The 19,723-nt window shown below is 42.3% G+C and carries 19 protein-coding genes and 1 riboswitch; of the genes, 12 read left to right on the top strand and 7 right to left on the bottom strand.

Translation table 11 applies throughout. From position 1 onward, the window contains the following. The first annotated feature begins 61 nt into the window (after positions 1-61). Positions 62-173: riboswitch (TPP riboswitch) on the top strand. 131 nt (positions 174-304) lie between these two features. Continuing rightward, positions 305-2,080 carry a phosphomethylpyrimidine synthase ThiC gene (gene thiC / locus MLOOGBEN_RS14210; protein WP_179158917.1) on the top strand — a complete coding sequence of 592 codons (1,776 nt, stop codon included), beginning with the start codon at positions 305-307 and terminating at the stop codon, positions 2,078-2,080. Positions 2,081-2,178: 98 nt separating this feature from the next. Here thiC and MLOOGBEN_RS14205 read toward each other — a convergent pair whose 3' ends face one another. The 5 genes from MLOOGBEN_RS14205 to thiS are packed head-to-tail and all read right to left on the bottom strand — an operon-like array spanning position 2,179 to position 5,754. Further along, positions 2,179-2,763, bottom strand: a complete 585-nt coding sequence (locus tag MLOOGBEN_RS14205) for a thiamine phosphate synthase (protein WP_179158916.1) — start codon at positions 2,761-2,763, stop codon at positions 2,179-2,181. 8 nt (positions 2,764-2,771) lie between these two features. After that, positions 2,772-3,926 (bottom strand): 2-iminoacetate synthase ThiH, encoded by a 1,155-nt coding sequence (thiH, locus tag MLOOGBEN_RS14200; protein ID WP_179158915.1) that lies wholly within the window; start codon positions 3,924-3,926, stop codon positions 2,772-2,774. 6 nt (positions 3,927-3,932) lie between these two features. Then, on the bottom strand, positions 3,933-4,715 hold the full coding sequence (locus MLOOGBEN_RS14195; protein ID WP_179158914.1) for a thiazole synthase: 783 nt from the start codon (positions 4,713-4,715) through the stop codon (positions 3,933-3,935). A 14-nt stretch (positions 4,716-4,729) separates the two neighbouring features. Further along, on the bottom strand, positions 4,730-5,533 hold the full coding sequence (gene thiF, locus MLOOGBEN_RS14190; RefSeq protein ID WP_179158913.1) for a sulfur carrier protein ThiS adenylyltransferase ThiF: 804 nt from the start codon (positions 5,531-5,533) through the stop codon (positions 4,730-4,732). 5 nt (positions 5,534-5,538) lie between these two features. Then, positions 5,539-5,754 carry a sulfur carrier protein ThiS gene (thiS, locus tag MLOOGBEN_RS14185; protein WP_179158912.1) on the bottom strand — a complete coding sequence of 72 codons (216 nt, stop codon included), beginning with the start codon at positions 5,752-5,754 and terminating at the stop codon, positions 5,539-5,541. 569 nt (positions 5,755-6,323) lie between these two features. Here thiS and MLOOGBEN_RS14180 point away from each other — a divergent pair. Next, positions 6,324-7,247: a GNAT family N-acetyltransferase gene (locus tag MLOOGBEN_RS14180; protein ID WP_179158911.1), complete on the top strand. Its 924-nt coding sequence runs from the start codon at positions 6,324-6,326 to the stop codon at positions 7,245-7,247. Between the two features lie 85 nt (positions 7,248-7,332). Here the strand turns inward: MLOOGBEN_RS14180 and MLOOGBEN_RS14175 are convergent, their stop codons facing one another. Both MLOOGBEN_RS14175 and tagU read right to left on the bottom strand, forming a co-directional pair. Continuing rightward, a complete protein-coding gene (locus tag MLOOGBEN_RS14175; RefSeq protein ID WP_179158910.1) occupies positions 7,333-7,797 on the bottom strand; it encodes a hypothetical protein in 465 nt (154 codons plus the stop codon). A gap of 149 nt (positions 7,798-7,946) precedes the next feature. Further along, positions 7,947-8,870: a polyisoprenyl-teichoic acid--peptidoglycan teichoic acid transferase TagU gene (gene tagU / locus MLOOGBEN_RS14170; protein WP_179158909.1), complete on the bottom strand. Its 924-nt coding sequence runs from the start codon at positions 8,868-8,870 to the stop codon at positions 7,947-7,949. 509 nt (positions 8,871-9,379) lie between these two features. Here tagU and yidA point away from each other — a divergent pair. The 10 genes from yidA to MLOOGBEN_RS14120 all read left to right on the top strand — a co-directional run bounded on the left by yidA (position 9,380) and on the right by MLOOGBEN_RS14120 (position 19,645). Then, positions 9,380-10,189, top strand: coding sequence for a sugar-phosphatase (gene yidA, locus MLOOGBEN_RS14165; protein WP_179158908.1), 810 nt, complete (start codon positions 9,380-9,382; stop codon positions 10,187-10,189). A 453-nt stretch (positions 10,190-10,642) separates the two neighbouring features. After that, positions 10,643-11,383, top strand: coding sequence for a FadR/GntR family transcriptional regulator (locus tag MLOOGBEN_RS14160; RefSeq protein ID WP_256989094.1), 741 nt, complete (start codon positions 10,643-10,645; stop codon positions 11,381-11,383). Positions 11,384-11,482: 99 nt separating this feature from the next. Further along, the gene (locus MLOOGBEN_RS14155) at positions 11,483-13,045 is read left to right on the top strand and encodes an ABC transporter substrate-binding protein (RefSeq protein WP_179158906.1); all 1,563 of its coding nucleotides are present in this window, start codon (positions 11,483-11,485) and stop codon (positions 13,043-13,045) included. Between the two features lie 35 nt (positions 13,046-13,080). Then, entirely contained in the window at positions 13,081-14,034 is a 954-nt protein-coding gene (locus tag MLOOGBEN_RS14150) for an ABC transporter permease (RefSeq protein WP_179158905.1), read from the top strand. After that, positions 14,034-14,864, top strand: a complete 831-nt coding sequence (locus tag MLOOGBEN_RS14145; RefSeq protein WP_179158904.1) for an ABC transporter permease — start codon at positions 14,034-14,036, stop codon at positions 14,862-14,864. The genes MLOOGBEN_RS14150 and MLOOGBEN_RS14145 overlap by 1 nt, the downstream gene beginning before the upstream one ends. 18 nt (positions 14,865-14,882) lie before the next feature. Further along, a complete protein-coding gene (locus MLOOGBEN_RS14140) occupies positions 14,883-15,857 on the top strand; it encodes an ABC transporter ATP-binding protein (RefSeq protein WP_179158903.1) in 975 nt (324 codons plus the stop codon). Next, a complete protein-coding gene (locus MLOOGBEN_RS14135) occupies positions 15,854-16,870 on the top strand; it encodes an ABC transporter ATP-binding protein (protein ID WP_179158902.1) in 1,017 nt (338 codons plus the stop codon). The genes MLOOGBEN_RS14140 and MLOOGBEN_RS14135 overlap by 4 nt, the downstream gene beginning before the upstream one ends. Before the next feature lie 39 nt (positions 16,871-16,909). After that, positions 16,910-18,520, top strand: coding sequence for a gamma-glutamyltransferase (ggt, locus tag MLOOGBEN_RS14130; protein WP_179158901.1), 1,611 nt, complete (start codon positions 16,910-16,912; stop codon positions 18,518-18,520). Positions 18,521-18,542: 22 nt separating this feature from the next. Next, positions 18,543-19,115, top strand: coding sequence for a chromate transporter (locus MLOOGBEN_RS14125; RefSeq protein WP_179158900.1), 573 nt, complete (start codon positions 18,543-18,545; stop codon positions 19,113-19,115). After that, positions 19,115-19,645 (top strand): chromate transporter, encoded by a 531-nt coding sequence (locus MLOOGBEN_RS14120; protein ID WP_179159015.1) that lies wholly within the window; start codon positions 19,115-19,117, stop codon positions 19,643-19,645. The genes MLOOGBEN_RS14125 and MLOOGBEN_RS14120 overlap by 1 nt, the downstream gene beginning before the upstream one ends. Positions 19,646-19,723 lie beyond the last annotated feature (78 nt).

Below are 19,723 nucleotides of genomic sequence, written 5' to 3'. Positions count from 1 at the left end.
TCACTTCCATCATTTAGAAACATGTGGTAATCTTTACTAGAAAGTTGAATAAAGTGTTCTAGTAGTCTACTAGGGGGGTCCAATGGCTTGGACTGAGAGAAGAAGGCAAATTTCTTCGACCCTTTGAACCTGATCTGGGTGATACCAGCGTAGGGAAGTAGTGTCAAAGTTATGTGCTTCATTGTGCAGCTTTTGACTACTTTTTTATGGCAGTTTCAGGTTCTGAATTTCATTCAGAGCCTTTTTTATTGTCTAAAACTACGTTGTAACTCTTCATCCCGCACACAAAAAAGGAGGAAGTTACATGCGAAAGCAAGAAGAAATGAAGATGGATCTAAAGTCACAGTTTACAGGAAGTAAAAAGGTATATGTACAAGGAACTAGGCCTGATATTCAGGTGCCGATGCGAGAAATTTGCTTAGGTTCTACCGTTAATACCTTTGGTGAGGAAGAAAACGAACCAGTACGAGTGTACGACACAAGTGGTCCTTATACGGATTCAACCTACACCGTTGATATTAGAAAAGGACTGCCTGCAGTCCGTAAGACTTGGATAGAAGAACGTAAAGATGTAGAAAGCTATGAGGGTAGAGATATTAGGCCAGAAGATAATGGCTTCAGTGCTGAAGATCCACGTGCAAACTTAGAATGGTTTCCGAATGTTAACAAAAGCCCATATCGTGCAAAAAAGGGCCGCAATGTAACACAAATGCACTATGCGAGAAAGGGTATGATCACTCAGGAGATGGAGTATATTGCCATTCGTGAGAAAATGGATCCTTCTTTTGTACGTGATGAGGTGGCAAAAGGGAGAGCAATTATCCCAGCAAATATAAATCATCCAGAATGTGAGCCCATGATTATCGGGCGGAATTTCCATGTGAAAATAAATGCGAATATCGGAAATTCGGCCGTATCTTCTTCTATTGAGCAAGAGGTTGAAAAAATGACTTGGGCAACTCGCTGGGGTACTGATACGATAATGGATTTATCTACAGGGAAAAATATTCATACGACAAGAGAATGGATTATTAGAAATTCACCAGTACCAGTGGGAACCGTGCCCATTTATCAAGCACTTGAAAAGGTAAATGGGGTGGCAGAGGACCTAACCTGGGATGTGTACCGCGATACATTAATTGAGCAGGCAGAACAAGGTGTTGATTACTTCACGATTCACGCAGGGGTGTTATTGCGCTATATTCCAATGACCGCAAAGCGTACTACAGGTATTGTCTCCCGCGGCGGTTCCATCCTTGCTCAATGGTGCTTAGCTCACCATAAGGAAAACTTCTTGTATACACATTTTGAAGAAATATGTGAGATTTTAAAAGAGTATGATATCTCTGTTTCTCTTGGGGACGGCCTAAGACCTGGGTCCATTGCGGATGCAAATGACGAAGCACAGTTTGCTGAGCTTGAAACCTTAGGGGAATTAACTGATATTGCTTGGAAGCATGATGTACAAGTAATGATTGAAGGCCCGGGGCATGTACCTATGCATCTGATAAAGGAAAATGTGGATAAGCAAATGGAAATTTGTAAGGAAGCACCCTTTTATACATTAGGTCCATTAACGACAGACATTGCTCCTGGGTACGACCATATTACATCGGCAATTGGTGCAGCCATGATTGGCTGGTTCGGTACAGCCATGCTGTGTTACGTAACGCCGAAAGAGCATCTGGGATTACCAAACAAGGATGATGTACGTGAAGGCGTTATTACCTATAAAATTGCTGCACACGCTGCTGATTTAGCAAAGGGTCATCCTGGGGCGCAGATCCGTGATAATGCCTTATCGAAGGCACGCTTTGAATTCCGTTGGAACGACCAATTTAATTTATCGCTTGATCCAGAAAGGGCACGAGAGTACCACGATGAGACACTTCCAGCTGAAGGAGCTAAAACAGCACATTTCTGTTCGATGTGCGGCCCGAAGTTCTGCTCAATGAGAATTTCCCATGACATTCGAAATATGGCGAATGAAAAGGGTGATTCCAAGGAACGTTTAATTGATGAAGGTATGAAGGAAAAAGCAAAGGAATTTGTAAAGGATGGATCCAAAATCTATCGATAAATGTACCTGGGGTGTGTACCAGGGGGACGGTTCTTGTGGTCACGTTTATATATGTCCAGGAGAACCGTCCCCATGGTCACCCATGGTCATTCAATAATTCAAATACTAAAGTGCTTTGCCAGTTCAACGGGATGAGGACTGGTCATTGCTTCAGACATAATACAAAAACCCGCCGCACCGGCTGCTCGTATTTCTTTAACGTGAGTTCTTTTGATTCCGCCAATGGCATATACCGGGATACTGACCGAATCGCATACATCTTTCAGGAAGGGGAGTCCTCTCGGAGGCACTCCCTTTTTACTATCTGTTGAAAAAATATGACCGGCAATTAAACGGTCAGCCCCTAAGGATACAGCCTCTTTTGCTTCCTCTACTGAATGGACAGATGCACCAATCATGCTAAATGAACATAAATCATGTTGGTATTTTCTTAAATTTGACATGGATAAATGAATATTGGCTAGTCCCAGTTCAGCTGCTGCAGAAATATTTTGATTGATGATAAACGGGACATCATGATACTGACAAATTTCGTTCATTTGAAAGGCTAGAGCTTCAAATTCATGAAGCTCTAAGTCTTTTTCCCTTAGCATGATGGCATGAGGCTTTCCCTTTGCTAATTGCTGAATTCTCTCGAGAAAATCCTCCTGACAAAGCCTTCGATTGGTAATATAAATGAGCATGCGTACACCTAAACCCTTATATAGTCTGTATAGACCGGCTGCAGACCTTTCTGGACAATCATGTCGTGAACTTCTTTAACGTTTCTTTCATCGGAAATTTCAAACTGCTGGTCGCCTTTTTGTTCTTCTACATGACCGCCCACGCCAACATTCACACCTGCCGACATTTTCGTCGCCACCATGCCGGCAGTATGGTCACGGAATCCCGGTCTTTCCCGGGTGGAAATTGTAAGTCCCGCAAATGGCATAAACAAGCGGTAAGCCAGCATCACTTGTAAAAGCTGTTTTTCGTGCACGTCTTTTGAATGATTATCCGCATTGTTAATGTATGGACGTAACCGTGGAACGGAGAAGCCAATCTCGGCATGCGGATATTTTTGTTGAATTAATTTTGCGTGCAATCCAGCCGCGAAGGCATCCTTCCGAAAGTCATCTAATCCTAGCAATGCCCCGAAAGAAACCCCGCGCATTCCTCCTAATAAAGCCCGCTCCTGTGCATGAAAACGGTAAGGGAAAATTCGTTTCGATCCCCATAAATGAACCTGCTCATATTTATCGGGATTATAGGTTTCTTGATAGACGGACACAAAGTCAGCGCCGCATTCCCTTAGAAACGCGTATTCGTCTACATTTAATGGGTAGATTTCAATTCCAACCGTTTTAAAATATTTGGCTGCCAGCTTAATCGTTTTCCCGATATACTCAACATCTGATTTATAACGGGATTCACCAGTAAGGAGTAAAATCTCTTCTAAACCTGTAGCGGCAATCGCTTTTAATTCATCCTCTGCCTCATTGGGGTTTAGAACGGCACGCTGAATTTTATTGGTTGCTTTAAACCCGCAATAGACGCATTCATTTTCACAATAATTCGCAATATATAAAGGTGTAAAAAGCGTGACACTGTTCCCGAAGTGCTTCTTTGTTTTCCCCATGCCTTTTCGAGCCATCTCTTCTAAATACGGCAGCGCGGCAGGGGAAAGAATCACTCCAAAGTCCTCCAAAGATAAATGCTCTTTGCTTAAGGCTCTTTCAACATCATGTCCTGTGTATAGATTATAATTATATTTTTCTACTGTTTTTAACACCTTGTCCATTAAATCAGATGGTATGATTTCCATACCTTCCTGATACTGCATATGGTCGACTTTTTTTCTGCTCATCTCGTATTAATCCTCCAAAAATCCTGTTAATGGACTAGATGCTTCAGCTTTATAATCAAGTACTCTTCCTAAACCGGCTAAATAGGCTTCGCGACCAGCTTTTATCGCGTGTTTAAAAGCACTTGCCATCATGGATACATTGTTGGCTGTCGCAACGGCCGTATTACACATGACCGCCGCAGCCCCCATTTCCATTGCTTCGCATGCTTGAGACGGGCGTCCGATACCGGCATCGACAATAATGGGTAAGTCGATTTCATCAACTAAAATCTGAATGAACTCCTTTGTACATAGGCCTTTGTTGCTTCCAATCGGAGCACCTAAAGGCATAACCGCACTAGCCCCTGCATGGACGAGGGCTCTTGCCGCATATAGATCCGGGTACATATAAGGCATCACAATAAATCCTTCTTTAGCCAGCAATTCGGTTGCTTTAACCGTTTCTTGGTTATCAGGCAGTAAGTATTTCGAATCAGAAATTACTTCCAATTTGATAAAATCCCCGCAGCCTAGTTCCCTTGAAAGACGGGCGATCCTTACAGCTTCCTCTGCTGTTCTAGCACCAGAAGTATTCGGAAGCAGGGTAATATTGTTTGGAATATAGTCAACGATATTTTCGTCGCCGCCTGTATTGGCTCTTCTTAGGGCTAGAGTGACAATTTCAGCTTCTCCATATTCAATAACGGCTTTCATAAAATCGAGTGAAAATTTACCTGACCCAAGAATAAAACGAGATTGAAACGCGTGTCCGCCAATCGTTAATTGATCTTTTACTAATGTCTCTTTCATGTTAAAAATCCTCCTTATACTTCTTCTTGTCCTACTAATAATCGTAGAATCATATTCGCTTGATGGCCGGCACAAATTTGCACTCTTGGTGCCATTAATCCTCTGCCGATTCTTGCTTCATTTTCTAAATCTCCACAAAGATATAATTGTTTCATCGGCCTCCTTGTCTGGATTAAATTAGAGCTGTCATAGCCTGCCATACCGGACCCGGATACGATTTTACAATCGGGGAGCTGCTCCAATGCCGTATTAACCAGCATTGCTTTGGCATTCGGTTTGTCAAAAGCCTCACAAATGACATCATAGCCTTCAAACAGTTCCTTAACATTTTCCTCTGAAATTCTAGTCATTCTTGTCTCGACTGTAATAAATGGATTAATCTCTTCTATCTGCTCTTTAAGAGCGGTTGTCTTTGGCATTCCAAGATGTCTTATGTAATAGCTTTGCCGGTTAAGATTACTAGGCTCAACAATATCAAAATCAACTAGTAACAGTTTGCCAACACCAATTCTCGCCAGCATGATCGCAATATTAGATCCAAGACCGCCTAAACCTGCGATGGCAACTTTTCCTTCTTTTACCTTCTGGTGGACGTATGGAGTATGCCTAGCCATCATCAAGCTTTCTAATTCTTCTTCTTCTGGCATGATGCCTTTTCGAATAATAGAGAGAATATCATGTTCATCTAAGGGTGCATCTTGATCCATTTGAAATCCGTTTAAAATAACAATATCATCTGGATTTCCTATACTTTCTCTTACTTGGAATGCCGTCTGAAAAGTTGTTTCCTGTTCTTTTCCATTGATGATTATTTTCATGATCGTCAACCTCCTCCAACAAATCTAACAATTTCTAAAGTATCTTCTTCCTTTAGAATCAAATTCTTATATTCTGCTTTAGGAACAATCTTTCTATTACATTCAACTGCAATTTTTGTTAAATCAAAGTTTCTTAATGTTAAATAATCATATAAAGTTTGATCCTTCTCTACTGGTTCAATAGCCCCGTTTACCTTCACCTTTTCCACTTCCTTTCTCATTTTTCACAAAAAAAAGCACAAAAAAGGTAACACCCTTTCGGTGGTGCTCCCCATTTTGTGCTTCGTTTTATTAAATATTTAACAGAATTATATAATAACTTTGTAACTAAGTCTATAAGAGATTTGGAAAAAGTATACCTCGGGGACGGTTCTTGTGGTCATCTTTAATCCCCCGTGCCTGTCACTACCCGCTATTTGTCGAAGATTGATAGGTTTCTAGAAAACTAAATAGTGATAGAATTTAGTTGCATGCATTTTTCGGAAGAATGTTCTAGAAGACAGGAAAACCACCCTACGCCGTCGCAAGCACAAGGGTGGTTCAGATAAAATATAAACATTGACAACCACTACCCTGACGGTAGAAGCTGCATGGAGAAGTGTTAGGTTGCACTTCTCTTTTTTTAGTATATATCCATTATACACAAAACTATTCCGATTGAGAAGGGATTCCAGCTGATCCTCGTGTGCAGTTCTAGATAATAGCGTGAATACAGTACCTAATTATTGAAGACGTGAAAACTAGAAAAAATGTTTTATTAAGATGATTCATTGAAGGGAGAGAGAACTAGATGGAAAAAGAACAGAAGTATGTGATTAAACATCCGGCGGTAGAGGATGCGCAAGCCATTACGGATTTGGTGGCGTTGTGTGATATCGAGGACATCGGTGAACCGGATATTACCTTGTCCGATGTGCTTGATATGTGGAATTCGATTCCGATTGACACAGATGCATGGGTTGCCGTTTCTGGGACGAACGAAATCATTGGGTATGGTTTTGTTGAGGTAACGGGGGCTAACAGAATGGATACGTGTGTGTTTGTCCATCCACGGTTTAAAAGTCAAGGGATTGGTTCACTTTTATTAGATAAAGCGGAGGAGCGTGCTTACGTTCTAGCGAAGGGGAAGGATGGAAAGCAAAAGTTAATGAACCAAATTTCTTTTGCCAATAGTGCTGCTAGAAAATTGGTTGAGGATAGGGGATATCAATTCAGCAGGCTGTATGAAAGAATGAAGATTGAGTTAGAGGGGCGGCCGAACCGGGACTCATTACCAGAGGGGATAACGTTACGAGCTTTTCAGCCTGATCATGATGAAGAAAAGCTATTCTCTATATACGATGAAACATTCCAGGATGCATGGGGGTACACCAAGAAGGATTTTACCACATGGATTTCTCAAAAAAAGGGTGATGGTTACGATCACAGTCTTTGGTTTATTGTGTGGCAGGATTCAAACCCTGTAGGATTCCTCATGAGCAGGATGCAGGAGGATGGATTATTTGTTGATTTATTGGGGGTAAAGCGCGAATATAGAAAACATGGGATCGGGAAGGCGTTGCTGCTTCATGTATTTGGGATCGCTTACGAACGTAATCAAAAAACGATTCTTTTGTATGTAGACAGTGATAGCCTGACTCATGCTAACCGTTTATATCAACAAGTGGGGATGAGGCCGCATTCACAGACAGCGGTTTATATGAAGGAGCTTTGATTTTTCATGGGGACGGTTCTTGTGGTCATCTTTAAAATAATAAGACCAGGAAAACCGTCCCCATTGAACACATTCGTATTCAAATTTAATTTTCTCCACCAATCAGTCCCTCTTGCCACATTTGATAAATGTAAAGGCAGATAGCGATGGTTGTCATGACTAGAATCCCTTCAATAGGCGATAAGTTTCCTGCACCCGTTGTAATTTTGAGTTTTTTCCATAAAGCCCTGAAACCAAATGAATAGATACTATCTACAATCAAATTAACAAGGATATAAACCCAAAATTTCTGAAAGGTAAAATAAAAGATCCATATGGTCCCAACCAAAAAAACACCATAAACAGTATGGGTTTGTGCGATTTTATCCCAAGAAAAAAGAGTTTCTTTATATTTCCACCAATCATACGTCCAAGCAACTTGGTACATTAATGTATTTATCACCGTTGCAAATAAAGCAACAGGCATATATCTTCGGAGAGCAGAGTTGTTCAAAAAGAATAAGGAAAGCCAGGGTAATAAAAGGAAAGACCATAAAACGAGTTTTATCATATAAATTCTCCTCTAATTCAGCTTGTTCTAGTCTTTTCAAAATTCCCTTTAACAATCCATTTTATTCAATTATTGAACATCGCAATCTTGTCTGGTTTTTGGGGCCAGACCAAAAAAGCCGATTGAAGCGTATCAATCAGCTTTGTTCCTTAATTCAATTCTAACTGAGTTTTTAGCTCAGTCTGGATCCGTTGCTTTTCTTCTGGTGAAACCAGCCCATAATAAATGCCATCAATTTTTGTACCTTGGGACTTGATTTCTATTTGCTGGATGTTGTTAACGACGCTCTTATAGTTTTTTTGGATATCCATCATCTGATCAAAGGTAAGATTTGTTTTTATATTGCTCCCAAGAGCAGAAAATATAGTTGAAAAGTTAGTAAGACTGGATAAACTTGCTCCTTCTTTTATTACAGCTTGAATAATTTGGCGTTGCCTCGTTTGGCGCCCGAAGTCACCTCGTGGATCTTCATATCTCATTCTGGAGTAACTCAATGCTTCTTCTCCATTTAACGTGATTTCACCTATCGGATATTTGAAATCACCGACAGAAAAATCTAAGTCATTTTGGACCGTTACCCCACCAACTGCATCGACAATATCCTCGAAACCTTCCATGTTAATTTGCACGTAATAATCTATCGGAATATCAAGGAAATTTTCAACGGTATCCATGGCCATGGGAACATCCCCAAAGGCGTAGGCATGGTTAATTTTATCTTCAAACCCTTTTCCGATGATTTCTGTTCGTGTGTCACGTGGTATGCTAAGCATTTTTACAGAGTTGTTGTTTGGATTGACCGTTAGCACGATGATTGTGTCCGAGCGGCCGCGATCTCCCTCTCTTTGGTCCACGCCCATCAATAACACGGAAAACGGATCTTTCTGTTCCAATACCACCGGTTCAAGACGTTTCACTGAGATTTCACGTTGAAGCGGGGCATGCATTGTTTGAACAGCAGAGGTTAATGACCTATATACTGTAAACCCATAGACTCCTCCAGCTACGAGCAAAAGAAGCAATGTAATGCCGGTTACCTTTAACCACTTGCGTTTCTTTTCCTTTGCTCGCATTAACAAATTCCTCCAATTCTGTAAAAACTCATCTATAGAATACCAGATAAAAGGAAAAGTGAATAGATAGATAGTAAATAAAATTGAGGAAATAGTCCTCATTCATTAGTAGGATAGTTGCAATTTGTATCAGCGAAATCAGGTCGTGTATCAGCAAAAACTGCTACTCTATCGGCGGTTGCCAGCCCCAAGTAACGAGGGGTCCAGGGGGACGGTTCTTGTGGTCATCACTAAAAGATAATAATCCATGAAGACTGTTCACGTTGAACACTATTGAACACAGTTGAACAGACGAAAAAAGCCACTGTTTCAGAGTTTTGAATACAGTGGCTTTTTTTATGATTATTTAGACTTCCTATTTAATCGTTGCATAAAGTTTTCATGGTTTAGCAAAGCACATGTCCACATACACTCACGATAAATGGATGGAGTTATCTGGATTAATCATTATCCTTCTTGTACTATAGTAATATGCTTTACTGACAACTAAGAATCAGGAGGACAAGAATTTGTATAAATTAGTAGCAATCGATATTGATGGAACGCTGATGAATGATCGAAAGGAAATTACAAAGGAAGTAAATGACGCCATTCAAGCTGCAAAAGCTAAAGGAGTGAAAGTGGTAATTTGTACGGGGCGGCCAATTGTTGGTGTCCAATCGATTATTGAGGAATTGAAATTAAATGATGAAGAGGACTATGTGATTACCTTTAATGGTGCTCTTGTGCAAAATACATACTCCAAGGATGTTGAGTCCCAAATTACCTTAACCTATGAAAACTTAAAAGAACTACACGATTTAAGTCTAAAGCTCCATTCACCGCTCCATTTCTTTGATACAGAAAATCTTTATACCCCTAATCGAGAGATAAGCCGATACACCATTCATGAAGCCCATATCAATCAAATTTCTCTCCATTATCGGCCAATTGATGAAGTACCAAAGGATATGCTGATTCCGAAGGTTATGTTTATTGATGAGCCGGAACGTTTGAATACGATCATTGCAAACATACCTGAATCGTTTTGGGATAAATATACGTTCGTTAAAAGTACTCCGTTCTTTTTAGAAATCCTTGACCCAAGTGTCAGTAAGGGAAATGCAGTACGACTACTGGCCGAAAAACTTTCAATTAAGCAGGAAGAGGTCATCTGCATCGGGGATGGCGAAAATGATCTAAGCATGATTGAGTATGCGGGCTGTGGAGTGGCCATGGCCAATGCTGTATCTGTCGTAAAAGAAGCAGCTCAGTTCCATACATTATCCAATAATGAAAATGGGGTTGCCTACGCGATTGAAAAATTAGTATTGGGGTAAGACCATCAGTAAGCTCTATAAGAAGGTAGAATTTGCAGGGAGAAGTGTTAATGCACTTCTCCTTTTTAGATTAAATAGAGGCCAATGTAATTCTTTTTACACTATAAAACGTAGGTAATTTGTAAGGCTAGAGAGATTAATAAACATTATTTATAGAGAAAAACGGGTATTTCCTAATTTAAACGGAATTTCTCCGCTTATTTTTCATACACAGGCAACATTCAGTTATAACGGAACACGTTAGGTTTATCTATTTCTATTGATAAAAAATTTATCAACAAAATGAAGCCAGGAGAACCGTCCCTGTGGTCTGGAATTAGGACTATAGCCCCATTTACAAATATTCTTAATATTCGATAAAATAGGACCAACCCATCAGACAGGTGAGACATGTAAGACGCATAAGGAGAGGCAGACGTATAGGGTTTGTAAAAAATGAATGGGGTGCTGAGCATGTCGAAGAAAGTCAGTAGTATTGTAACTGAATATGTACTGGGAGAGATTAAAAAGGGAACATTTAAGGAAGGTGATAAGCTGCATTCGGAAAGAGAGCTGATGGAAACATTAAGCGTAGGGCGGTCATCCGTAAGAGAAGCTTTAAATAGCCTGGTTGATATGCAGATTTTAGAGAAGCGCATGGGGATTGGGGTATTCGTCAAAAAAACGGATATTAGCGGCATGGTTCACTCGCATGTTGTGTCCGCACTGCTGGATCCTAAAAATTCCAGAGAGCTCATGGAGTTTCGTTTGATGCTTGAGGTTGAAATTTGTGGGAAAGCAGCGGAAGTTGCTACAGAAGAGGACTTTGAGCTAATGGAGCAATCTCTTGAAATGATGAAGAGCGCGATCCAGTTCAATTTACCTATTTTGGAAGCGGACCGAAGATTTCACCTTGCCATCGTCCATGCAACAAGAAATCAGGTCTTGATGAAAGTCTATGAATCTATTAATGATTTGCTTACCTCCGCCAAAAGAGAAATGGTTTTGATTTCAGATAAAGTCTCTACGTTTCAATTCCACGAGAATATTTATCAGGCGATCAAAGACCATCATGTAGAACGGGCGAGACAAATGATGAGAGAACATTTGTGTGACGTAGCCATTCGATATGAAAGGCTGCATGAAAAATGGGAGAAAGAAGAACAGCACCGAGAGAAAAATAGACAACTGATTTCACTTTCTTCGGAAGACTGAATAGGCAGTAGGCTATTTTTTTGAACCAAAATTTCAGAAAATAATTACTTTTCAGTTTTATCATTAGGGATTATACCAATCAAAATGGGGGTTGAAAGTATGTTAAGGAAAAAGACTAGGTTGACCTTTGCTACAGCCATAATCGGTACGATGCTGGCATTGACGGGATGCAATGGCGGGAATGAATCCGCAACGAGTGGTAAATCTGAACAAAAGCCGCAAGCTTCGGAATCGGGTGACAAAAAAGTAATAAATATCGGTCTTAAAGCGGATCCGCCAAGCTTAGATCCCAGCCAATCCAATGCTTTAGTAGATCGCCAGGTTCAAAACAGCATCTATGACAAACTCTTTGACCTGGACAAGGATGGAAATATTGTGCCTGTCTTAGTCGAATCATATGAGGTTTCTCCGGATGGAAAGGTGTATACCTTCAAATTAAAGACAGGGATTACCTTTCATGACGGTACAGAATTTAATGCAGATGTTGTAAAGTTCAACATCGAGCGTTATAGAGAAGACAATTCTCGTCGTGTGAATGAAATGAAATTTGTTCAAAAAGTTGAGGCAGTCGATCCGCAAACGGTGACGATTGAACTGTCCGAACCCTTCTCTCCTTTTATTTCCATCCTTACCGATCGATCAGGAATGATGGTCTCTCCTGAAGCGGTGAAGAAATATGGCGATGATTACTTGAACCATCCTGTCGGAACAGGTGCCTATGTATTCGTGGAGCATATTAAGGGCGACCATGTTACCTTGGAAAAGAATGAAAACTATTGGAATGGTGAAGTCAAAATTGATGAGTTAAATTACCGAGTGTTTACGAACGGAACAGCAGCGGTTCAAAACTTAAAATCGGGTCAACTTGATTTCGTCGATGAAGTTCCTACGAAGGAAATTAAGGGATTAGAAAATGATCCTGTTGCAAAAGTGGTTGCTGAATCTGGAATGGCTTACCAAGGGTTCTACCTGAATACCAAACAAGAACCATTCACGAATAAATACCTTCGTCAAGCTGTAAATAAGGCGGTCGACCGTGAAGCCTTCATCAAAGTAGTACTAGACGGCTATGGTGCACCTGCAAACTCTCCGTTCGCAAAAGGTAACCTGGCACATGGAGATTCGGATAAAGTGGGCAAGCCTGATAAACAAGAAATTAAGGATTTAATGGCTAAGGGCGGAAAGCCAGATGGTTTCAGCTTTAAATTTCAGATTGGAACCTCTCCTGTCCATGAGCAGTTCGGGGCAGTCATTCAGAGCATGTTAAAGCCTTATGGAATGGAAGTAGAACTAGAAAAGGTCGAGTTTGGTACGATGTTGGAAAATGGGGCTAATCATAAATTCCAGGCCCTTCAACTTGGATGGTCAGGACGTCCAGACCCAGACCAAAGCTTCTTCGATTTCGTCGTAACCGATCAGCCAAATAACTATGCAGGTGTATCCAACCCTGAATTGGACAAGCTCGTTAAGCAAGCTCGAACTGAATTGGATCCGAAGAAGCGTAAAGTACTCTATGACCAGGCGATGGAAATTGTCCATGATGAATCTGAGTACGTGTATATTTACCATGATTTCAACCGTTTTGGTGTATCTAAAAAGGTTACTGGTTTTGAATACATACCAGACGGCATCATTCATACACAAAAATTAGACAAGCAATAAGATCATCTTGAAATAACTATGAGGAGGAGCAGGATATGAAATTCCTAGTAAGGCGTTTGCTGTTAACCATTCCGATTCTCTTCTTAGTGTCGATTCTGACATTTTCTCTGATCCATATGATTCCGGGTGATCCTGCCCGGGTCATTCTTGGTCAGGAAGCGACACCGGAAGCCTATGAATCACTTCGTGCAGAATTAGGATTGAATAAGCCTATTGTTGTTCAGTATGTAACCTGGGTTGGGAATGTTGTGACAGGAGATTTGGGATTATCGATCACGGATCGGGTGCCTGTCACCGAACTAATCTTCCAACGATTGCCGGCTACGGTTGAATTGACGATTGGTACCTTTGTGGTCGCATTACTGATTGCTTTTCCTGCCGGCATCCTTGCAGCCGTAAGAAGAGGAACAGCTATCGACTATACCAGTACATTTATTGCTTTGGGTGGGATGAGTATCCCGAGCTTTTGGCTGGCTATGATGGCCATAATTTATTTTTCAGTAGAGTTAGGCTGGCTGCCGGCCTCTGGGTATGTTCCGTTTTCGGAAAATCCTGTTCAGAATTTGATGGCCATGATCTTACCTTGTTTGGCCACAGGTCTTCGTGAATCGGCGGTGCTTATGAGAATGCTTCGTTCCTCTTTGCTTGAGGTAGTCAATATGGATTTTGTTCGTACCGCTAAAGCCAAAGGGCTAAATGAAGTGAGGACCATTTTGGGACATGTGCTCCGTAATGCCATGATCCCGGTTGTGACTACCTCTGGGTTGATGATTGCCGGACTTCTTGGCGGACTGGTTATAACCGAATCGATTTTCTCTATTCCCGGCTTTGGCCGACTCATAGTAGAGTCCGTTTTTAAACGTGACTATGTAACTGTCCAGGGCGCTATCTTAGTATCTGCTGTATTGGTTGTCTTTGTAAATCTGATCGTGGATATTCTTTATGCTGTCATTGACCCAAGAATCAAGGCGGAGAAGGGGGTATCGTGATGAAGACGTTCAAAAAGTTTTTACGGACTGGATTAGGGGTTTTAGGTGCCATTATTATTTTAACCATGGTTGTGATGGCCATTTTTGCTCAACAATTGGCACCATTTGACCCGAACGCCCAAGATTATAATGCTATTTTATTGCCTCCAGGTGGAGAACATCTTTTTGGAACGGATGATTTAGGAAGGGATATTTACTCCCGTGTCGTTTATGGAGCCCAAATTTCGATTAAAGCGGCTTTATTATCGGTAGGAATTGCCATCCTCATTGGAGTTCCGATTGGTCTTCTTTCCGGTTACTTTGGTGGATTCTGGGATGAATGGGTGGTCATGCGATCCGTTGATGCCATGCAGGCCTTCCCTTTTCTTATCCTGGCACTGGCGATTGCTGCTGTGTTGGGAAATGGATTCGGAAATGCCATGATCGCCATTGGAATTGGGTTTGCCCCCGCTTTTGTCCGAATTACACGAGGACAGGTGCTGCAGCTTCGTAATATGGAATATATACATGCGGCCAAGGCGACAGGCGTGAAAGATCTTCGCATTATTTTCAGTCATATCCTGCCTAATGCACTTAATCCGATTATTATTCAATCTACTCTGGCTATGGCAGCAGGAATTCTTGCAGAAGCGTCTTTATCCTATTTAGGACTAGGGGTGCAGCCGCCGACCCCATCATGGGGAAGCATGCTGAACCAGGCCCAAACTTTAATGAATGTGTCTCCCTATGCAACTATTTTTCCTGGTATGGCCATTTTCTTGGTTGTCCTCGGATTTAATCTGCTGGGGGATGGATTACAGCAAACCTTGGATCCAAGAATCCGTAAATAATGGAAAGGAGATGTGAACATGAGTGCTATCTTGGAGGTCAAAAATCTTAAAACAACGTTTAAAACAGACAACGGTACCGTTAGTGTTGTCGATGGTGTAGATTTCTCCATTAAGCCTGGTGAAACACTGGGCGTCGTTGGGGAATCCGGGTGCGGAAAAAGTGTGACTAGCCTTTCCGTTATGCGGCTTCTGCCGTCCAATGCCAGCAATGAAGGAAGCATAACCTTCCAGGGGCAGGAGCTGATATCCCTTCCGGAGAAGCATATGCAGAAGGTTCGGGGAAATGATATCGCGATGATCTTCCAGGAACCGATGACATCCCTTAATCCATTGCATACGGTAGGAAGGCAAATCGAGGAATCCGTTATTCTTCATATGAATATTTCCAAGCAAGAGGCCAAGGCAAGAGCGATTAAGATGCTAAATGCGGTTGGGATGCCGAGAGCACAAGAGATTTATGGAGAATACCCCCATCAGCTTTCAGGGGGCATGCGTCAGCGTGTGATGATTGCTATGGCGATGGCATGTGATCCCCAATTAATCATTGCGGATGAACCAACCACGGCCCTTGATGTAACCATTCAGGCGCAAATTTTGGATTTAATGAGAGATTTAAAAAATAAAACAGGAACGTCCATTATGCTCATTACGCACGATTTAGGGGTTGTAGCCGAAATGTGCGACCGTGTCATTGTTATGTATGCGGGTCAAGTTGTCGAAGAGACGGACGTAGAGACTTTGTTTGAAAATCCGAAGCATCCCTATACAATAGGGCTGATTGATTCCATTCCATCCTTTGAGGATGAAAAGGAATATTTGAATACGATTCCTGGCTCCGTTCCGCTTCCTTATGAGATGCCGAAAGGATGCAGGTTTGCTCCTCGATGCAGCTGGGCAAAGGAGATTTGTCATCAACAGGCTCCAGAGCTGAAGGAAATCGAAAACCAACATAAATGCCGCTGCTGGCTTGTTACGGAGGAGGATGCATCATGAGCGAAAACAAGCCTATTTTAGAGATCAAAGGGTTAAAAAAATACTTTCCTATTAAAACGGGTTTTTTCAATAAAGTAACCGGTCACGTCCAAGCTGTTGATGGGGTGGATTTTACCGTAATGCCGGGTGAGACGTTAGGAATAGTGGGAGAATCAGGCTGTGGGAAATCGACCACGGGTCGTACGATTCTACGTTTATTGAATCCCTCTGCTGGAGAAGTTTGGTTCAATGGCAAGGATCTGGCGAAACTGTCCAAGGAAGAAATGCGGCAGATGCGCAAGGATATTCAAATGGTTTTTCAGGATCCCTATGCTTCTCTCAACCCGCGCAAAACGATTAGGCAGATTTTGCTTGAGCCCCTAATCGTGCATGGGATTGGTTCATCTCGCGCGGAACGGATGAAAAAAGTGGAGGAAATCATCGAAGTGGTAGGACTGAGAAAAGAGCACTTAGACCGTCATCCCCATGACTTCTCTGGTGGTCAGCGCCAGCGGATTGGGATTGCACGAGCTCTCATCCTTAAGCCGAAGGTGATTATTGCGGATGAACCGGTTTCTGCTCTTGATGTTTCCATCCAATCGCAGGTTTTGAATCTTTTAAAGGATTTGAAGAAGGAGTTTAATCTTACGCTGATCTTCATTTCCCACGATCTTTCCGTTGTTAGGCACTTATGTGATCGAATTGCCGTGATGTATTTGGGGCGTGTGGTGGAGATTGCCGATAAAAAGCAGCTCTTCACGAACCCAAGTCATCCCTATACGCGAGCTTTATTATCGGCTGTGCCCATTGCGAATCCGAAGGCCAAGCGGGAGAGGGTCATTCTTCAGGGAGACTTGCCAAGTCCGGCTAACCCGCCGTCAGGATGTACATTCCATCCTCGTTGTCCGGTCGCAAATGAAAGCTGTAAAACGAACATTCCCATTCTAAAGGACATTGATAGTGGACATCAGGTTTCCTGTCATCTCTTTACGGAGGGGAAGGTAAAAGAAGTGAAAGAAGAAATGATCGGATAAATCATCCGATTGTTCGAGACTAAAAGGAGGTAACAATACATGAATTTTGATGCTGGGCATTATCCTTATTCATCACAACGAAATGTAGCATATGCCAAGAATGGAATGGTCGCTACGTCTCAGCCCTTGGCTGCACAAGCAGGGCTGGATATTTTGAAACAAGGCGGAAATGCGATTGATGCAGCAATTGCAACCGCCGCTTGTTTGACAGTAGTAGAGCCTACCTCCAACGGGATTGGGGGAGACGCATTTGCACTTGTTTGGACAAAAGGACAATTACACGGACTAAATTCAAGTGGTCCGGCACCGATGAATATCTCCATCGAGAAGGTAAAACAAGCTGGACACGAAAGAATGCCTAAGTATGGCTGGACCCCGGTAACGGTACCTGGTGCACCGGCAGCTTGGGTAGAATTATCAAAACGGTTTGGCCGCCTGCCGCTGGTAGAGGTGATGAAGCCAGCCATTGAATATGCGGCAAACGGCTATCCTGTTTCACCTACACTAGGACGCTTTTGGAAAAGGGCCTTCGCACAATACAAACAGCAATGTACAGGGGAAGAGTTCGAAGCATGGTTTGAGACCTTTGCACCAAAAGGGCGAGCACCTGAAGTCGGAGAAATATGGTCGTCTCTTGACCATGCTGACACACTTGAAGAAATCGCACGGACAGGCGGAGAAAGCTTTTACAAAGGGGCCATTGCAGAAAAAATAGCCGCAGCTTCCAAGACTTACGGAGGCTATTTAACAAAAGATGATTTAGCAGCCTTTCAACCGGAATGGGTAGATCCTATTAAGGTAAACTACCGCGGCTATGATGTTTGGGAAATTCCGCCAAACGGGCAGGGGATTGTAGCTCTTATGGCGCTAAACATACTAAAAGGCTTTGATTTTACTGCTAAAGAAGCAACAGACACCTACCACAAACAAATCGAAGCTATGAAGCTAGCTTTTTCATGCGGTAAGCAATATATTACAGACCCTAAGCATATGGAGGTAACCGCAGAAGAGCTATTAAGTACTTCTTATGGCAGGCAGCGTCAGGCACTAATTGGAAGTGAAGCGTCCACTCCGGCTCCAGGTGTACCGCCGCGTGGAGGAACCGTGTACCTCGCAACAGCAGATGGAGAGGGAAATATGGTATCATTTATCCAAAGCAATTACATGGGCTTTGGTTCTGGGATTGTCGTGCCTGGAACAGGAATTGGCTTACAGAACCGCGGACATGATTTCAGCCTTGACCCTGAGCATTACAACTCTCTTGAGGGCGGCAAGAAGACGTACCATACGATTATTCCAGGATTTCTAACGAAGGACAATCAACCTGTTGGACCATTCGGTGTAATGGGAGGCTACATGCAGCCGCAAGGTCATGTTCAAGTCATTATGAATACCATCGATTTTCACTTAAATCCCCAAGCAGCATTAGATGCACCAAGATGGCAATGGAAGAATGATAGAACCATAGAGGTAGAGAAAACCTTCCCCTTCCACATCGCAGAAGAATTGGTGCAAAAAGGACATGACATTAAAGTAATGGTGGACTCAGGTTCGTTTGGCCGCGGACAAATAATATGGCGAAATCCTGAAACAGGTGTACTAATGGGGGGAACAGAATCACGGACAGATGGAGCCATTGCCAGTTGGTAATCCACAGTAAAGGATTGATTCTATGAAACAGCGAGACATTTTTATCGCATTTTTTCGAAGCAGTATGCTTGGATATGGCGGGGGACCTACAACGATTCCGCTCGTCCAAAAAGAGGTAGTAGAACGGTTTAAATGGATGAACAATGAGGAATTTGGCGATGTATTAGCCATTGCAAATACATTGCCTGGTCCGATTGCAACAAAGATGGCAGGCTATATTGGATTTCGCATTGGCGGCGTACCTGGCATGATCAACGCCATCTTTGCCACCATTTTACCTACGATCTTTTTTATGATTATATTACTTAGCACCTTAATTGAGTTTAAAGATTTGAAATGGGTTCAAGGAATGACGAAGGCAGTTGTACCGGTAGTAGCGGTGATGCTTGGAGTCTTAACCTGGGAATTTGTCCAGAGTGCTATTAAAGGACTTAAGTGGTTTTTTACCACCGTGCACATCCTTGTCGCCTTAGTACTAATTGAATACTTCGGTATTCATCCCGGCTTTGTAATAGGAGCTCTTTTACTATTTGCCTTAGTAAAACCAACCCGTATCACGGTGAAAAGGGACAAAGAGAAGGGACTATCACTATGATGATTTACTTGCATATTTTTTGGGCCTTTTTCATTGCGAATATTTTAGGATATGGGGGAGGACCAGCCACCATTCCTCTCATTCAAAATGAAGTAGTAGAGAACTATCATTGGTTAACCACACAAGAATTTAATGAAGCTTTCGCCATGGGAAATGCCTTGCCAGGTCCGATTGCAACAAAGATGGCAGGCTACATCGGATTTCAAGTAGGAGGCTACTTTGGCTCAGTGCTGGCCGTATTAGCCACAGTCGCTCCGTCTCTGATACTGATGCTGACTCTAATGGGTCTTCTCTATAAGTTTAGGAAGTCTCCTCAAGTAAAACGCATGACGCTTTACGTAAAACCGACCATTGCGGTACTTCTAGGAGTGATGACCTTTCAATCCTTCTATGAATCATACTTTCAAATCGGAATCGGACACATTCTATTCTTAGGAATAGGCAGTTATTTACTAATGGAAAAAGTAAAAGTACACCCCGGATTAATCGTATTTGGTGCCCTCATTTACGGTGCAATCAATTTGGGGTGACCATGGGTGACCATGGGGACGGTTCTGATGGCAAAGCAGAGAAGCTGATTTGCTCTAGTTTTTTGAGGTGCAGTGTAA

Origin of the sequence: Bacillus sp. EB106-08-02-XG196 (assembly GCF_013396335.1) — a bacterium.
Lineage (GTDB): Bacteria > Bacillota > Bacilli > Bacillales > Cytobacillaceae > Neobacillus.
This window is presented reverse-complemented; position numbering and strand designations above follow the sequence as displayed.

Coding starts and splice junctions, on each gene's coding strand:
- thiC (WP_179158917.1), top strand. CDS start 305: ATGCGAAAGCAAGAAGAAATGAAGATGGATCTAAAGTCACAGTTTACA.
- MLOOGBEN_RS14205 (WP_179158916.1), bottom strand. CDS start 2,763: ATGCTCATTTATATTACCAATCGAAGGCTTTGTCAGGAGGATTTTCTC.
- thiH (WP_179158915.1), bottom strand. CDS start 3,926: ATGAGCAGAAAAAAAGTCGACCATATGCAGTATCAGGAAGGTATGGAA.
- MLOOGBEN_RS14195 (WP_179158914.1), bottom strand. CDS start 4,715: ATGAAAGAGACATTAGTAAAAGATCAATTAACGATTGGCGGACACGCG.
- thiF (WP_179158913.1), bottom strand. CDS start 5,533: ATGAAAATAATCATCAATGGAAAAGAACAGGAAACAACTTTTCAGACG.
- thiS (WP_179158912.1), bottom strand. CDS start 5,754: ATGAGAAAGGAAGTGGAAAAGGTGAAGGTAAACGGGGCTATTGAACCA.
- MLOOGBEN_RS14180 (WP_179158911.1), top strand. CDS start 6,324: ATGGAAAAAGAACAGAAGTATGTGATTAAACATCCGGCGGTAGAGGAT.
- MLOOGBEN_RS14175 (WP_179158910.1), bottom strand. CDS start 7,797: ATGATAAAACTCGTTTTATGGTCTTTCCTTTTATTACCCTGGCTTTCC.
- tagU (WP_179158909.1), bottom strand. CDS start 8,870: ATGCGAGCAAAGGAAAAGAAACGCAAGTGGTTAAAGGTAACCGGCATT.
- MLOOGBEN_RS14160 (WP_256989094.1), top strand. CDS start 10,643: ATGTCGAAGAAAGTCAGTAGTATTGTAACTGAATATGTACTGGGAGAG.
- MLOOGBEN_RS14155 (WP_179158906.1), top strand. CDS start 11,483: ATGTTAAGGAAAAAGACTAGGTTGACCTTTGCTACAGCCATAATCGGT.
- MLOOGBEN_RS14150 (WP_179158905.1), top strand. CDS start 13,081: ATGAAATTCCTAGTAAGGCGTTTGCTGTTAACCATTCCGATTCTCTTC.
- MLOOGBEN_RS14145 (WP_179158904.1), top strand. CDS start 14,034: ATGAAGACGTTCAAAAAGTTTTTACGGACTGGATTAGGGGTTTTAGGT.
- MLOOGBEN_RS14140 (WP_179158903.1), top strand. CDS start 14,883: ATGAGTGCTATCTTGGAGGTCAAAAATCTTAAAACAACGTTTAAAACA.
- MLOOGBEN_RS14135 (WP_179158902.1), top strand. CDS start 15,854: ATGAGCGAAAACAAGCCTATTTTAGAGATCAAAGGGTTAAAAAAATAC.
- ggt (WP_179158901.1), top strand. CDS start 16,910: ATGAATTTTGATGCTGGGCATTATCCTTATTCATCACAACGAAATGTA.
- MLOOGBEN_RS14125 (WP_179158900.1), top strand. CDS start 18,543: ATGAAACAGCGAGACATTTTTATCGCATTTTTTCGAAGCAGTATGCTT.
- MLOOGBEN_RS14120 (WP_179159015.1), top strand. CDS start 19,115: ATGATTTACTTGCATATTTTTTGGGCCTTTTTCATTGCGAATATTTTA.